We start from the raw sequence: 15,341 nt of genomic DNA on the forward strand, positions 1-15,341 counted from the left end.
AATACGGTAACTTTTACATAAACTTTGGGTTTCATATTTGCTAAAACAAACAAGCAGATATGAATGCTCTGAAGTTAAATTTGGAGAATTCCATCTGTGAAATAACTAAAATTTAATTGTATTCAGATGAAATTTAACAAACTAATCATCAGTGCAGTATGCGTTGCTGCAATTTTCGGATGTCAAAAAGATGGCGAAGTGCCTAAAGGGCCTGTAGTAAATACAGAAGTCAATTTTAAGTACAAATCTTCAATAAAAGTAGGAGGTGAGGGCGCTTCAGAAATTTCAGCATATGATCCTATTTCAAAAAGATTATTTACTGTAAATGTTGAATCAACAGCCATTTCGGTGCATGATATTTCAGACCTAAGTGCCCCAGTAACAGAAGCATTAATTGATTTATCTGCATATGGTGCGCCTAATAGCGTAGCAGTTCATAAAGGAAAACTGGCTGTGGCTGTTGAGGCTGATCCAAAACAAAATCCAGGTAAAGTTTTAGTGTATAATACAGCTAATCTAAAGTTATTGAATGAGTTTATCGTAGGTGCTTTACCTGATATGGTCATTTTCTCAAAAGATGGTAAACTTATTATTTCAGCCAATGAAGGTGAGCCTAATGATAGTTATACCATAGATCCTTTAGGAACGGTAAGCATTATAGATTTGTCTGATGATTCTGTAACAACTTTAGATTTTTCTGTATTCAACGGTCAAGAAGCTGCTTTGGCAGATCAAGGGTTTAGAGTATTTGGCCCAGGAGCCACATTAGCACAAGATGTAGAGCCAGAATATGTAGCTGTTTCTGATGATTCAAAAACGGCGTGGGTATCGTTGCAAGAAAATAATGGTATGGCAAAGGTGAACATAGAAACTAAAACCATTGAAGCTATTTATCCGCTAGGGTTTAAAGATTTTAATGCCGTAGGAAATGCAATTGATGCCAGTGATAAAGATGGGGTAAAGGCTTTAAGGAATTGGCCTGTATTAGGTATTTATCAACCCGATGCTATAACGTCGATAAATATTTCAGGAACTACGTATATCTTTTCAGCCAATGAAGGTGATGCTAGAGATTATGGTGGCTATAGTGAAGAGCTAAGAGTAGAAGATTTAACTTTAGATGAAACAGCGTATCCGCTGGCAGATGATTTTCAAAATGAAATCAATTTAGGAAGATTGAAAACCACGAGTACGTTGGGTGATATTGATAATGATGGTGATGTAGATCAAATATACAACTACGGGGCACGTTCCTTTAGTGTTTGGTCTGAATCTGGAAATTTACTGTATGACAGCGGAAATAGCATTTCAAAAGAAACTTTAGCAAAAACACCAGAAGCTTTTAATGGTGGGGATAAACGAAGTGATGATAAAGGTGCTGAGCCAGAAGCAGTAACTGTATTAAATATGGGCAATCAGCGCTATATTTTATTTGTTGGTTTAGAACGCAATAATCAAGTGTTAATGTATGATGTAACCAATCCTGTAGCGCCTGTTTTTATGGATATTTTGTCTCATACCGGTGATGTAGGTCCTGAAGGGTTATTGGTTATTCCTGCGGCCGACAGTCCCAACGGAAAGGATTTACTTGTTATTTCAAATGAGGTTAGCGGAACGGTAAGTTTCTATGAAAATATTCAGTAAAAGCCAAAAGCGTTTCAAATTTGAATTAGTGAAAAAGCGCCAGTTAAGGCGTTTTTTTTTGTTCCGTTCCTAATACTTGGTGCATAAAATCATTCAAGGCATGCATCTCTTGTTTGCTTGAAGCTTTTCCAATACTACCAGCAAAATAAAGCACAATCCAAATTATCACCATAAACATCATCATGCTTACCTGAATAGCAATATCTTTTTCCAAAGTCCAATTGGAATACGCCCAAATACCAAAGGCAATAAAAATGGAGGCCACCACAAAATGTAAAAACATAAATAGGGTCCAAACGGTAGGATTGGGGCCAAATAAGCCATAAATGATACTGCTATTATCGTCTATTTTATTTATTTCTAAATGCAGTTGAGGCGACCAAAATGTTTGTTTATGTTTTGGAAATTTAATAAACACATGGTCATCTACTTGAGTGACTATAAAATCGGTTTGCGTGGTTTTAGCAGCTTTAAAATCACTTAAAATGGATTGGTTGTAACGTTCCACTTTAATTTTAAATCGAGGTCTTAAAACAATATCATTAGAAAGCGCCATACGGTATGCGTTTAGTTTAGGGTAAAATACTACTTTTTTTCATATTCATAAATTTTATTCTTTCACTTAAAAAAGATGAGGCCTTAAGTATATTTCCTATTTTTGCAAAAGTTTTCAGGAAACCATAAGTTTATAGGTGTTAACCTGTTACCTCTAATAATAGAATATGAGTAATATAGTAGCAATAGTAGGAAGGCCAAACGTTGGTAAATCAACATTTTTTAATCGATTAATTCAGCGTAGAGAAGCCATAGTTGATGCCGTGAGTGGAGTTACTAGAGACCGTCACTATGGTAAAAGTGATTGGAATGGTAAAGAGTTTTCGCTGATTGATACAGGAGGCTACGTTTTAGGGAGTGATGATATTTTTGAGGCTGAAATTGATAAACAGGTTGAGTTGGCTATTGATGAGGCTGATGCTATTATTTTTATGGTTGATGTAGAGTCTGGAGTTACGGGCATGGATGAAGATGTAGCAAAACTACTCAGAAGGGTTGGTAAACCCGTTTTTTTAGCGGTTAATAAAGTTGATAATGCGAAGCGGGCTGAAGATGCTGTTGAATTTTATGCCTTAGGATTGGGTGAGTACTACACCATTGCGAGTATAAATGGTAGTGGTACAGGCGAATTGCTTGATGCCTTAGTGGAAGCCTTGCCAGAGAAAGAAGATGTTGTTGAAGAAGATTTACCAAGATTTGCAGTTGTTGGTCGTCCAAATGCCGGAAAATCCTCTTTTATAAATGCCTTAATTGGTGAAGATAGGTATATTGTTACTGATATTGCCGGAACAACACGAGATGCCATTGATACCAAATATAATCGTTTTGGATTTGAATTTAATTTGGTGGATACGGCAGGTATCAGAAGAAAGTCAAAGGTTAAAGAAGACTTAGAATTCTATTCTGTAATGCGCAGTGTGCGTGCCATTGAACATGCCGACGTTTGTTTGCTGGTACTTGATGCCAATAGAGGTTTTGATGGTCAAGTTCAAAATATTTTTTGGCTGGCAGAACGCAACAGAAAAGGTATTGTGGTTTTGGTTAATAAATGGGATTTAGTAGAGAAAGACCACAAATCGGTTAAGGAATATGAAAAGGTGATACGTAAACAAATGGAACCGTTTACAGATGTGCCTATTGTTTTTATTTCGGCGTTAACCAAACAGCGTATTTTTAAAGCCATAGAAACCGCTGTTGAGGTATATAATAATAGAAGTAAAAAAATTAAAACGAGCGAGTTAAATGATGTTTTGCAACCTATTATTGAAAGTTACCCACCACCAGCATATAAAGGAAAGTTTGTGAAAATAAAATACATCATGCAGTTGCCTACACCACAGCCGCAGTTTGCATTTTTCTGTAACCTCCCACAATACATAAAAGATCCTTATAAACGATTTTTAGAAAACAAACTTCGAGATAATTTTGGTTTTCATGGTGTGCCTATAAGTATTTACATGCGGAAGAAGTAATTTATTGGTTGATGGTTTTTAGCATTTAGTTCACAGTTCACCCTTCATATACTTGTAAGTTAATATTTTCATTATTTAAGTTTTGTTTAAGAATATTTCACTAATTAAGTAATATATTCGCTACAACAACAAATGCAAGTAACTTACTCTATGAAGCCGCTATTGGTATTATTTGTTCTATTTTCGGCTACCGTTTCAGCTCAAATTTTAAAGCCTGTCAAGTGGACTACTACTATTGAAACACTTTCAGCATCTGAATTCAACCTGGTATTCATAGCAAATATTGATGATCATTGGCACTTGTACAGTCAAACGGTTCCTGAAAACGGACCGCTCCCTACAGTTTTTGTATTTGAAAACAATTCAAATATTAAGCTCATAGGCAAACCTGCTGAACAGAAAGGTAAAACCGTATATGAAGCAGTTTTTGAAATGAAGGTGACTTATTTTGAGAATAAAGCTGTTTTTAAACAAAAGGTTAAACGTTTAACTAATAAGCCATTTGCAATAGTTGGAGAAATTGAATTTATGACCTGCGATAACCAACAATGTATACAGGAATATGAAGACTTTGAAATAAAGCTATAAATACAAAAAAATCAATACTAATCATCTAAACACCTTTACATGAAAAACAATGTCGTAGCCCTAGTGATGGCTTTTTTGAGCACCTGCCTATTTGCTCAACAAAAAAGCATAGATAACCCTGAATGTGGGTTAAATGGTATCCCAGGTACAATCACTAAAATAGAATTAAATGATTCCAACACAGTTTTACATTTTCACATTAAAGTAAAACCAGGTATTTGGATTTCAGTGCCTAAAAAATCTTTTATTCAAGATGTTAATAATGGTGAAAAACTATTTGTTACAAAAGCCGAAGGCATTGAAATTGGGGTAAAGCATACAATGGATGAATCTGGAGAAGTCACATATGCCTTGTATTTTCCTAAACTCGATGAATCTGTGAAACAAATCGATTTTGGAGAAGCCAATGAAGGAGGTAATTGGTTTGTCTACAATATCATTTTACAAGAAGATGAAAACGCCAATAGCTTACCTAAGGAATTGATAGGGAACTGGTTTTTAGCTGATGGCAGTAACCGTTGGGATTTTGCTTTTCAGAGGGAAAACGCCTTGGTGGATGCTGCAGTTTGGAATTACAAATCGGTAACCCAAAAAGGAAAGAAATACACCATTCTACTTGAAAGAGAAGGACAATTAAAAACCATTTATGCCAAAAAATCTAAAAACGGCCATGTAGCCTTCGGTAGCTCGTCAAAAGCCTTAAATACGTATAGTCTATCTAAAAGTGTAAATCCGGAGTATAGTTTCGTCAATAATAAGGCGTTTGAAACCGTAACTTTTGGAACAGATTCTACAACATACGCGGGTGCTATTAAAGGTTATACTGAAAAATTGGGGCAAAAAACCGCCATGGTTCATGTGAATAATCTTTTTAAAGGAGATCAAGAATCATATTTAATAAAAATTAACGAGGATGGAAGTTTTAAAGTAAAATTCCCTTTAACACATCCGCAAACCGTTTATGTACCTATGTTTTCAGGGACTTACACCGTTTTTTTAGAGCCAAATACAGAAACCTTTCATTATGTTAATGGCAAGAACTCGCTCTTTATGGGCGATAACGCCCGTGTTAATACAGACCTTGAGGCATTAAAAGATATTCGCTTGAGTTTGGATATCGATGTAAGAAAGAAAATAGGCACCTTATCACCAGAGGCTTATAAGATCATTTGCAACGGTTTGTACGACGCAGCCACCAAGAAACTATCCGATTCTCAAAGGCAACACAGCTTGAGTAAAAAGGCAGTTCAAATAAAAAATATTGAGCTTGAATTAGAACATTACAATCAACTATTGGGTTATGGTATGTACAGGCGGTCATTGCAATATCAAAATAAAAAGGCAAAAAAAGAAGAAGATAAAATGCCTTTTGAAGAGTTTGAGGTTAGCAATGATTATTATGGTTTTCTACCCAAAACTATTGCAGATAATACCCTATTAACTTTATCAAATAACTATTATTTTTTTACTAATCGATTGATTTATTCAGACTTATTTAGATCAGGATCAATGAGTTCTTTAGATTTATCAAAGGTTGAAATTGCTGAATTTTTTCAAGAACTAGATATTGAACTAAGTGTTGAAGAATTGAATATGGTGGAGTTTAGTAAGACCATAGAAACACCAGAAATACTTGCCAAGGTTCGCGCCTATAGAGAGATATATGGTGAGATAGAACAAGGTTTTTTCAAGAACTATAAGGAACACTTTAAGGACATGGGGGACTTCTTAAAAGCTCTGGATAATCCCAACGAACCTTTTATCGTAAAAGCAGCATCCTATTTAAAAACCAAAGATATAGAAATTACCCAAGATGAAGCGGCGATGGTCTCTGCTTTGAGAACTTTAAAAACACCAGAAGAAAGAGAGGAAGAACGGTTGTTTAATGAACAATTTGCAAACGAACTTAAATTGTTCCGTGAGAAATATAGTGCAAATAGTTCCGATATTTTCAGAGAACGATCAATGAGGATTACAGAAGAAAAACTTCAAGACTATTTTGAAACCAAACAATCCTTTTTACAAGATGTCGTGCAAATGCAGGCTTTCTACAGAAACTTTGAAGATTATAAGGTGTTCAGTGATAAAACTCTCAATCGAATTCAAAAAGGTATTCACACGCCTTTTATTAAAACCTATTTAGCACGCTTGAATGAGCAGACTAAGCAAGCTATTGCGGTGAATAAAACTAAAGGCGGCTATACTGTTCATAATGTTGAGCGAACAGAAGGCGATGAACTGTTTGATGCCATGCTTGAAAAGTTTAAGGGTAAAGTGGTTTACGTTGATTTTTGGGCAACCTGGTGTGGGCCTTGTAAATCGGGTATAAAAAGAGTTGCACCCTTAAAAGAAATGATGAAAGATGAAGATGTTGTGTTCTTGTACATAACTAACCCAAGTTCACCAGAAGGCACCTGGAAAAATGCCATTGCCAATATTAAAGGCGAACATTACAGGGTATCGAATGATGAATGGAATTATTTAAAACAAAAGTTTAATATCAGAGGAATACCACATTATACCCTGGTTGATAAAAAAGGAGCAATTGTGAAGTCTAAAATGAGACCAAGGTCAAATGAAACCTTGAGGCGAATTTTAAAAGAAGAGCTGGAAAAGTAAACTTAACTTTGAAATAGTTTCAAGGTATACTAAAATAAAACATAATTATTTTAATGCAAGCTGTTATTCATCGTAGCATCACCGTTTGCATCTTAATTTGAATATTCAAACCCTAAAATTTGTATAATTTTAGTCTGAATACTCATGAGTAACTGTGCTTAAAACTAGATTTATTGCTACATTTGGTTAGCAATCAATACCATTTTTCATGAGTACTATCATTACCTTCGGAGAAGTTTTAATGCGTTTATCGCCATTTGGAAACAAAAAATTTATACAAGCCAATACCTTAGAATTCTATTTTGGAGGAACGGAATTAAACGTGGGTTTGTCCATTGCTCATTTTGGTGGTCATGTGAAACATATTACTTGTATTTCTAACGATTTTATTGGAGACACGGCTATTTCCTATTTAAATAAATTTGATCTTGACACCACCGCAATAGTCCGTTCCAACAGACCTTTAGGGGTGTATTTTTTAGAGGTGGGTGCGGTGATGCGGCCTAGCTCTATATCTTATAATCGGTCACATTCGGCATTTTCAAGTATTCAGCCTGATATGGTGAATTGGGAAGAAGCGTTGAAACAAGGTAGCTGGTTTCATTGGACGGGGATTACACCCGCTTTAACCCAAGGAAGCTATGACACTTTAAAAGCAGGTTTAAAATTAGCCAAAGCCAAAGGTATGCAAGTTTCGGCAGATCCTACCTATAGAAGTGGTTTATGGAAATATGGTGTTAATGCCAAGGAAGCACTCACCGAGTTGTTAGAATGTTCAACCGTATTTATTGGCGGTATTAATGAAATGAATGAGGTGTTAGGAACCAACTATAGTTATAGTAATGATGAGTTTATTCAAGCCAGTAAATTATTAATGGAAAAGTTTCCAACTATAAACAAAGTGTTTGATAAAATAAGAACATCCATAAATTCGTCTTGGCATAAAATTAGAGCCCGAATGTGGAATGGCAAAGAGTTTAGAGAAACACAGGATTTTGATATTACCCATATTGTAGATAGAATAGGAACCGGTGATGCCTTCGCCGCTGGTTTAATTTATGGATTACAGCATTATGATGACTACAAGTCTATGGAATTTGCAAGTGCCGCCTGTGCCCTAAAGCATACCTATCAAGGAGATGTCAATTACGCTACTATAGCTGAAGTTACAGGAATACTTGAAGGCAATGTTTCAGGTCGTTTTAACCGATAAATTAAAATTTATGATTGTAGTAAGAAGTTGTTTTTATCCGCTGATTTTAATCGTAGTGCTTGTAAGTTCTAGTTGTAATAAAACCTATCCTACAGGGCGTTTTGGAGACGATTTAAACTTTTTAAAACAATATGCAAATCCAATAGTTTTAGCTGATGGGGATAGACAAATCATAGTATCTCCAAACTTTCAAGGTAGAGTGTTTTCTAGTACATCAAAAGGGATAAATGGAACTAGTTATGGTTGGTTTAATAAACGTATTATGGCTAGTGATAGTGCCAAGCAAAACATGAGTAAAGTAGGGGGCGCTAGTAGAATTTGGTTTGGCCCAGATCAAGGGGAGAATAATGTGTTTGCTGAAATTCATCCAGATACGAAGAAAGAGGTAAGGAAAGCACCAAAAGATTTGGATGAACTTCCGTTTAAGGTTTTAGAAAAAACAAATACCTCCATTGTTTTAGGCGAAAAAATGCATATAAAGAACGTGAAAGGTTTTGATTTTTACGTGGATGTAGTCCGAGACATAGCACTCATTAAAAGGAATCAAATCATAGAGCGCTTAAAAATCGATTTAAATCAAGTAGATTATGTTGCTTTTAAGGCTAAAACCACAATGACTAATATAGGAGAGGTTAACTGGTCCAAAAATCAAGGGCTTATTTCACTTTGGGAATTAGGTTGTATGCAGCCTACTCCTCAAACTACTGTAGTGATTCCTTTAAGAGGAAAGGCAACAGATGCAACAGTTTATTTTACACCAGTAGATAGTACTAGGCTGAACATAAAGAATAATATCCTATTCTATAAGGCAGATGCTAACTATTTAAACAAAATAGGCACGCTGCCAGAGCATACTATGCCATATTTTGGTAGCTATAGTCCAGAACTTGATTTGCTTACCATTGTTCGGTTTAGATTTGCTGGAGAGCAGGACTATGTAAACGCGCATCCAGAGAATCCGGAGCCTTTTAGGGGCGACGTTATTAATGTTTTTAATGATGGTACTTGGGGAGATATCGGGCCTTTTGGTCCTTTTTATGAGTTAGAAACATCATCACCTGCTAAGACTTTAAAGGTTGGAGAAAGTTTGTCTCATGTGCATGAAACCTATCATTTTGAGGGCACAAAAGACGTTCTTAATGCTATTGCCATACAAGTGTTGGGTGTTGATTTAACCACTATTGATAATGCTTTGCCTTAAATTGTAATTACGCTACCAGCCACCAGAAGCACCGCCACCGCCAAAGCCACCACCGCCAAATCCTCCACCAAAACCGCCGCCGGAGCTACCACCCCAACCGCTGGTGCCACCTCTACGGTAGTTACCTCTGCCCATGTTGCTTAGAATAATAGCATCAAATAGATCCCTGCTGTCTAGTCTATGGCCGCCTTTTCCTCCGCCACCACGTTTGTTTTTAGATATGGAAATAAGGATAATGAAAAATATGATAATCAGAAAAATGATGAAGCCTAAAGGAGGTTCTTCTTTTTTTGATTTCCGACTGCCTTTGTATTCGCCATTGAGGACTTGAAAAATAGCATCAATACCGCTATTTAATCCACCGGGATAATCATTTTTTTTGAAATAAGGTATAATGTTACGTTCTATAATACGTTTTGAAAGCGCATCCGTTAAGAGGTGTTCAACGCCGTAACCTGTATTAATAGCAATGCGTCTATCATCCTTAGCAAGAAGAATTAAAATACCATTGTCTTCCTTGGCTTGCCCAATACCCCAAGCTTGCCCCCAATTTGCTCCCAGGTAATTAATATTTTCGCCTTTGGTTGAACTAATGATAGCGAGTACAATTTGCGTTGAGGTTGTGTCAGAATATTTTATGAGCTTTTGTTCAAGCTGTTTCTTTTCGGCTGAAGAAAGCAAGTTAACATAGTCATAAACACTGGTTTGAAATTCAGGTTTTTTGGGTATGTCAAACTGCGCAAATACTACAGATGTAATACCCAACCAAAGGAGCACTAAAAGACGAAATCTTTTGCTGCTTAAAAATGATGATTTAAAATAGGCGAGTTGCTGCATAGTAGAGGGGCGTTCTATCCTTTTGAAATTTCATTAGTAAGTTCATTAATGTCATCGTCTGAATAAGGAAAGTGTTGTTTTAAACGTTCACCAGACCTCAAGATACCTTCAACCAAGCCCTGCTTAAATAGGCCTTTTTTGAAATGTGATTGCATGATGTCTTTGGTGCAGTTCCAAAAGTCGTTCTCCACAACGTTATTTATCCCTTTGTCACCATAAATAACAAAGGTTTTATCTTCAACAGCGATATAAATCAATACCGCATTTTGAAGTTTAGTATTGTCCATTTTTAGGGCATAAAATAAATCTAGAGCACGATGGTTGGCATCCTTACCTTGCAAAGTTTTTTCAATATGAACACGTATTTCACCTGAAGTGTTGAGTTCTGCAAGCCGAATAGCCTCAACAATTTCTTGTTCTTCCTCGGGTGTTAAAAACGCTTCAATTTTTGACATGCTCAACTCGTTTAATCTTATTTAAAATCAAATTCAACATCGGGTGCTTTTTCAGCTCCAGCTTCAGCTTTGTAATAGGCCATGTCATCAAAATTTAAAACGCCAGCTAATAAAGAATTAGGGAAAGTTTTAATGTGCTTGTTGTATGGTGTTACGGCTTCATTAAAGCGGTCTCTCGCCACATTAATTCTGTTTTCAGTGCCCTCTAGCTGACTCTGTAACTCTAAAAAGTTTTGATTAGCCTTTAAATCAGGATAACGCTCTACGGTAACTAATAAGCTTTTTAAAGCGCCAGATAATCCACTTTGAACTTCACTAAATTTAGCCATTTGTTCTTGTGTAAGATTTGAGGGGTCAATGTTCATAGAAGTGGCTTTGGCTCTAGCTTCAATCACATCTTTTAATGTGCCACGTTCAAAATCAGCTGCGCCTTGAACTGTTTTAACAAGATTTCCAATAAGATCATTTCTACGCTGGTAACTGCTTTCAACGTTAGCCCAGGTTTTAGTTGCGTCTTCTTTTAAATCTACAGCCGTATTATTAAAGCCTTTTACCCAAGAGTAAAGACCAAAAACGACAAGGGCTACAATAATCCATGGTAAAAATTTCTTCATGATAGTAAGTTTTATAAGTGTTGTTTTATTTTAATTAGTTGATTTTTTACGTCTTCAAGCTTGCTGATAATCTCAAAATTAGTCAGGGCTTGTTTTTTTTCTTCTTTCAGATGTGTTTTTGCGCCTTCAAGTGTAAACCCACGTTCTTTTACCAAATGATAAATAAACTTTAAATTTTTAATGTCTTCTGGCGTGAATTTTCGGTTGCCTTTAGCATTCTTTTTCGGCTTTAATACATCAAATTCTTTTTCCCAAAAACGAATGAGCGACGCATTAACGTTAAACGCTTTGGCAACTTCACCTATGGCGTAATATCGTTTTTCTGGTAAGTCTATATGCATTAGTCTAATGATTGGTTTTCTAGTGAAGCGTGCTCCAGTAGTTTGTTAAATTCTTCAGCAGTTAAACTGCCGTAGTAAAAGTTTATAGGGTTAATTCGTTTTTTATCTTTCCATATTTCATAATGTAAATGTGGTGCTTGAGAACGCCCTGTACTTCCCACAAATCCTATTAAATCACCACGTTTTACTTTTTGGTTTTTTCTAACATTGTATTTGTAAAGGTGTGCATACAAACTCATGTATCCATAGCCGTGATCTATTCTAATGTGTTTTCCGTAGCCCGTAGCCCGTGAATCGGCACGTTTCACAACACCATCTCCAGAGGCATAAATAGGCGTGCCCCTTGGTGCCGTAAAATCCATCCCCCAATGCATTTTTCTTACTTTAGTAAAAGGGTCAGAGCGCATACCGTACCCTGATGCCATTCGGGTTAAGTCTACATTGTTTACAGGCTGAATGGCAGGTATAGCGGCCAGTAATTTTTCTTTTTCTTCCGCTAATTTGGCAATTTCATCAAGAGATTTTGATTGCACAACAATTTGCTTTTGTAAAATATCTAAGCGTTTATTACTCTCAATAATCAATTTTGAATTATCAAAACCTTCAAGGTTTTTGTATCGGTTTATCCCACCAAAACCTGCTCTTCGTTGTTCTTCAGGAATGGGGTTGGCCTCAAAATAAACGCGGTAAATATTATTGTCTCTTTCGGCAATATTAGCCAATACCGTTTCTGCTTGTTCCATTTTTTTGTTCAACAATTGAAACTGTAGTTGTGCATTTTGTAATTCCCGCTTTAAGGCACGTTCTTTGGGTGATTCAATATATTGGCTACCAACAAAAACAAAAATAAAAGCAAAGAAAGCGGCAGCCAAAAGGAAAAATACCAAGTATTTAAACGTGGTACGTTTTTTACGTTCTATTTTACGGTAAGACAGTGTATCTGGATCGTAATAATATTTTACCTTACTCATTTCTTAAATTATGCTATTTTTGCTGAAAATTAAAGCGATGCAAAAGCTTCGATTTTGATAACGAACAAACCTACAAAAAAATTATTATACCCTTATTGTAATAATAATCGATTTGTATGTAAACGCTGTTCTAAATTTACAATAAATTTGTAGCAAAAAAATAAAGATTGTTACACTTGCAATAAAAATTTAGTAGCAAGATTTTAAGAATATTACATGAAGTCACAAGAAGTACGCTCAAAGTTTTTAAGTTTTTTTGAAGAAAAGAAGCACAGTATAGTACCCTCTGCTCCCATGGTGTTAAAAGATGATCCTACATTGATGTTTGTCAATTCAGGAATGGCACCTTTTAAAGAGTATTTTTTAGGAAATGCTAAACCAAAAAATAACAGAATTGCAGATAGCCAAAAGTGCTTACGCGTTTCTGGAAAGCATAATGATTTAGAGGAAGTAGGCTATGATACCTACCACCATACCTTATTTGAAATGCTTGGAAACTGGAGTTTTGGTGATTATTTTAAAGAAGAAGCTATTGCTTGGGCATGGGAACTGTTAACCGAGGTTTACGGAATTGATAAAGATATATTATACGTAACGGTTTTTGAAGGCAGTGAAGAAGATGGTTTGGGGATGGATACCGAGGCTTTTGATATTTGGAAAAAATATATTTCTGAAGACCGTATTTTAACAGGAAATAAAAAAGATAATTTCTGGGAAATGGGAGACCAAGGGCCTTGTGGTCCTTGTAGTGAAATTCATGTAGATATCCGTTCAGCAGCAGAAAAAGCTAAAATTTCAGGTAAAGAGCTTGTAAATATGGATCACCCTCAGGTTGTTGAAATTTGGAATTTGGTATTCATGCAATATAATAGAAAAGCAAACGGCTCTCTGGAAGTATTGCCCAATAAACATATTGATACGGGTATGGGATTTGAAAGGCTGTGCATGGTGTTACAAGGGGTGCAGTCTAATTATGATACAGATGTTTTCACTCCTATCATTAAAGAAATTGAAACTATAACCAATAAGACTTATCAAAAGGAAGAAAAAATTGATATTGCCATTCGTGTTATAGCAGACCATGTGAGAGCCGTAGCATTTTCAATAGCCGATGGTCAATTGCCAAGTAACACAGGAGCAGGGTATGTTATTAGAAGAATACTAAGACGTGCTATTCGTTACGGATTTACATTTTTAGATAAAAAGGAGCCTTTTATTTACAGGTTGGTAGGTGTACTAAGTAATAGAATGGGAAAAGCGTTTCCTGAGTTGAAGGCGCAAAAGCATTTAATTGAAAATGTTATTAAAGAAGAGGAACAGTCTTTTTTAAGAACACTAGAGCAAGGTTTAGTATTGCTTAATAAAATTGTTGAAGAAACATCAGGCGATGTAGTTTCAGGAGAGAAGGCTTTTGAACTTTATGATACCTATGGGTTTCCTATAGATTTAACAGCGTTAATTTTATCGGAAAAAGGTTTAAGCCTTGATGAGAAGGCGTTTAATCAAGAATTAGAAAAACAAAAGGCAAGATCTAGAGCGGCAAGTGAAATATCTACTGATGATTGGACTATTTTATCTGAAGCATCAGAAGAAACTTTTGTAGGCTATGACGTACTCGAAGCCACCGTAAACATAACCCGATACAGAAAAGTATCATCAAAAAAAGATGGTGATATGTATCAGTTGGTTTTTAATACCACACCTTTTTATCCTGAGGGTGGTGGGCAAGTAGGAGATAAAGGGTATTTAGAAGATACACATGGAGATGTAGTATATATTCTAGATACTAAAAAAGAGAATAATGTTATTATTCACTTCACAAAGAATTTACCAGAACATCTTAATGAATCTTTCAAGGCAGTTGTAGATTCTAAACAACGTCACAGAACAGAATGCAATCACACCGCAACACATTTATTACATCAGGCTTTAAGGGAAGTGCTAGGTACCCACGTGGAGCAAAAGGGAAGTGCTGTGCATTCAAAATATTTACGTTTTGACTTTTCTCATTTTTCAAAACTAACAGTAGACGAATTGCGTGAGGTTGAAAATTTTGTAAATCGAAGAATTGAAGGGAAGTTACCTTTAGAAGAAAAGCGAAATATTCCTAAGGAAGAAGCTATAGCCGATGGAGCTATGAGTCTGTTTGGTGAGAAATATGGAGATACCGTACGTTCTATTAGATTTGGTCAGTCTATTGAACTTTGTGGTGGAACACACGTTAAAAATACGGCTGATATTTGGCATTTTAAAATTATTTCTGAAGGAGCCGTTGCAGCAGGAATACGACGCATTGAAGCTATTACCAATGATGCTGTAAAAGATTTTTATTTTGAAAATAACCGATTGTTTTTTGAAATGAAAGATCTGCTCAATAATGCCAAGGAGCCTGTAAAAGCAATTAAAAATTTACAAGAAGAAAATACCGCATTGAAAAAAGAGATTGATGCGTTACTCAAAGATAAGGCGAAAAATGTAAAGGCAAATTTAAAGAATGAATTAGAAGCGATAAATGGGGTTCAATTTTTAGCTAAAAAATTAAATTTAGAAGCAGGTGGTTTAAAAGATGTCGCTTTTGAGTTGGGTAGCCAGTATGATAATTTATTTTTGCTTTTTGGAACCGAGCAAAAGGGTAAAGCACTATTATCCTGTTATATTTCTAAAGCGTTAGTAGCCGAAAAAGGTTTAAATGCAGGACAAGTAGTAAGAGAGCTTGGTAAATATATTCAAGGTGGTGGCGGTGGTCAGCCGTTTTTTGCTACCGCAGGAGGTAAAAATCCAGAAGGTATTGATGAAGCACTGGTAAAGGCAAAAGAGTATATTTTATAACC

General features: G+C 35.7%; 13 protein-coding genes. 7 read left to right on the forward strand and 6 right to left on the reverse strand.

Annotated elements, in window-relative coordinates:
- Window positions 1-126 precede the first annotated feature (126 nt).
- Window positions 127-1,644 (forward strand): choice-of-anchor I family protein, encoded by a 1,518-nt coding sequence (locus tag FGF67_RS13845; protein WP_139698354.1) that lies wholly within the window; start codon window positions 127-129, stop codon window positions 1,642-1,644.
- A 43-nt stretch (window positions 1,645-1,687) separates the two neighbouring features.
- Here FGF67_RS13845 and FGF67_RS13850 read toward each other — a convergent pair whose 3' ends face one another.
- On the reverse strand, window positions 1,688-2,200 hold the full coding sequence (locus tag FGF67_RS13850) for a GTP-binding protein (protein WP_139698355.1): 513 nt from the start codon (window positions 2,198-2,200) through the stop codon (window positions 1,688-1,690).
- Window positions 2,201-2,366: 166 nt separating this feature from the next.
- On the opposite strand from FGF67_RS13850, the gene der reads away from it, so the two are divergent.
- The 5 genes from der (at window position 2,367) to FGF67_RS13875 (ending at window position 9,292) form a co-directional block, all read left to right on the forward strand.
- Complete coding sequence (der, locus tag FGF67_RS13855) at window positions 2,367-3,671, forward strand: ribosome biogenesis GTPase Der (protein ID WP_139698356.1); 1,305 nt, start codon at window positions 2,367-2,369, stop codon at window positions 3,669-3,671.
- 132 nt (window positions 3,672-3,803) lie between these two features.
- Window positions 3,804-4,259 (forward strand): protein-disulfide reductase DsbD domain-containing protein, encoded by a 456-nt coding sequence (locus tag FGF67_RS13860; RefSeq protein ID WP_139698357.1) that lies wholly within the window; start codon window positions 3,804-3,806, stop codon window positions 4,257-4,259.
- 39 nt (window positions 4,260-4,298) lie between these two features.
- Complete coding sequence (locus FGF67_RS13865) at window positions 4,299-6,878, forward strand: TlpA family protein disulfide reductase (RefSeq protein WP_139698358.1); 2,580 nt, start codon at window positions 4,299-4,301, stop codon at window positions 6,876-6,878.
- A gap of 208 nt (window positions 6,879-7,086) precedes the next feature.
- Window positions 7,087-8,091 (forward strand): sugar kinase, encoded by a 1,005-nt coding sequence (locus FGF67_RS13870; protein WP_139698359.1) that lies wholly within the window; start codon window positions 7,087-7,089, stop codon window positions 8,089-8,091.
- A 10-nt stretch (window positions 8,092-8,101) separates the two neighbouring features.
- Window positions 8,102-9,292: a DUF6786 family protein gene (locus FGF67_RS13875; protein ID WP_139698360.1), complete on the forward strand. Its 1,191-nt coding sequence runs from the start codon at window positions 8,102-8,104 to the stop codon at window positions 9,290-9,292.
- Window positions 9,293-9,304: 12 nt separating this feature from the next.
- Here the strand turns inward: FGF67_RS13875 and FGF67_RS13880 are convergent, their stop codons facing one another.
- Genes FGF67_RS13880 through FGF67_RS13900 form a run of 5 tightly spaced genes read right to left on the reverse strand, consistent with a single transcriptional unit; the run spans window position 9,305 to window position 12,510 of the window.
- Window positions 9,305-10,129 carry a TPM domain-containing protein gene (locus FGF67_RS13880; RefSeq protein ID WP_139698361.1) on the reverse strand — a complete coding sequence of 275 codons (825 nt, stop codon included), beginning with the start codon at window positions 10,127-10,129 and terminating at the stop codon, window positions 9,305-9,307.
- Between the two features lie 14 nt (window positions 10,130-10,143).
- The gene (locus tag FGF67_RS13885) at window positions 10,144-10,584 is read right to left on the reverse strand and encodes a TPM domain-containing protein (protein WP_139698362.1); all 441 of its coding nucleotides are present in this window, start codon (window positions 10,582-10,584) and stop codon (window positions 10,144-10,146) included.
- 17 nt (window positions 10,585-10,601) lie between these two features.
- On the reverse strand, window positions 10,602-11,198 hold the full coding sequence (locus FGF67_RS13890) for a LemA family protein (protein ID WP_139698363.1): 597 nt from the start codon (window positions 11,196-11,198) through the stop codon (window positions 10,602-10,604).
- A gap of 11 nt (window positions 11,199-11,209) precedes the next feature.
- Complete coding sequence (locus FGF67_RS13895) at window positions 11,210-11,539, reverse strand: MerR family transcriptional regulator (protein ID WP_139698364.1); 330 nt, start codon at window positions 11,537-11,539, stop codon at window positions 11,210-11,212.
- A complete protein-coding gene (locus FGF67_RS13900) occupies window positions 11,539-12,510 on the reverse strand; it encodes a M23 family metallopeptidase (protein ID WP_139698365.1) in 972 nt (323 codons plus the stop codon). Before FGF67_RS13900 ends, FGF67_RS13895 begins: the two co-directional genes overlap by 1 nt.
- 216 nt (window positions 12,511-12,726) lie before the next feature.
- On the opposite strand from FGF67_RS13900, the gene alaS reads away from it, so the two are divergent.
- Window positions 12,727-15,339 carry an alanine--tRNA ligase gene (alaS, locus tag FGF67_RS13905; protein ID WP_139698366.1) on the forward strand — a complete coding sequence of 871 codons (2,613 nt, stop codon included), beginning with the start codon at window positions 12,727-12,729 and terminating at the stop codon, window positions 15,337-15,339.
- The last annotated feature ends 2 nt before the right edge of the window (window positions 15,340-15,341 follow it).

The organism is Allotamlana fucoidanivorans (genome assembly GCF_006265225.1).
Classification (GTDB): Bacteria; Bacteroidota; Bacteroidia; order Flavobacteriales; family Flavobacteriaceae; genus Allotamlana; species Allotamlana fucoidanivorans.

Coding starts and splice junctions, on each gene's coding strand:
- FGF67_RS13850 (WP_139698355.1), bottom strand. CDS start 2,200: ATGGCGCTTTCTAATGATATTGTTTTAAGACCTCGATTTAAAATTAAA.
- FGF67_RS13900 (WP_139698365.1), bottom strand. CDS start 12,510: ATGAGTAAGGTAAAATATTATTACGATCCAGATACACTGTCTTACCGT.
- FGF67_RS13895 (WP_139698364.1), bottom strand. CDS start 11,539: ATGCATATAGACTTACCAGAAAAACGATATTACGCCATAGGTGAAGTT.
- FGF67_RS13875 (WP_139698360.1), top strand. CDS start 8,102: ATGATTGTAGTAAGAAGTTGTTTTTATCCGCTGATTTTAATCGTAGTG.
- FGF67_RS13880 (WP_139698361.1), bottom strand. CDS start 10,129: ATGCAGCAACTCGCCTATTTTAAATCATCATTTTTAAGCAGCAAAAGA.
- FGF67_RS13845 (WP_139698354.1), top strand. CDS start 127: ATGAAATTTAACAAACTAATCATCAGTGCAGTATGCGTTGCTGCAATT.
- FGF67_RS13860 (WP_139698357.1), top strand. CDS start 3,804: ATGCAAGTAACTTACTCTATGAAGCCGCTATTGGTATTATTTGTTCTA.
- FGF67_RS13885 (WP_139698362.1), bottom strand. CDS start 10,584: ATGTCAAAAATTGAAGCGTTTTTAACACCCGAGGAAGAACAAGAAATT.
- FGF67_RS13870 (WP_139698359.1), top strand. CDS start 7,087: ATGAGTACTATCATTACCTTCGGAGAAGTTTTAATGCGTTTATCGCCA.
- FGF67_RS13890 (WP_139698363.1), bottom strand. CDS start 11,198: ATGAAGAAATTTTTACCATGGATTATTGTAGCCCTTGTCGTTTTTGGT.
- der (WP_139698356.1), top strand. CDS start 2,367: ATGAGTAATATAGTAGCAATAGTAGGAAGGCCAAACGTTGGTAAATCA.
- alaS (WP_139698366.1), top strand. CDS start 12,727: ATGAAGTCACAAGAAGTACGCTCAAAGTTTTTAAGTTTTTTTGAAGAA.
- FGF67_RS13865 (WP_139698358.1), top strand. CDS start 4,299: ATGAAAAACAATGTCGTAGCCCTAGTGATGGCTTTTTTGAGCACCTGC.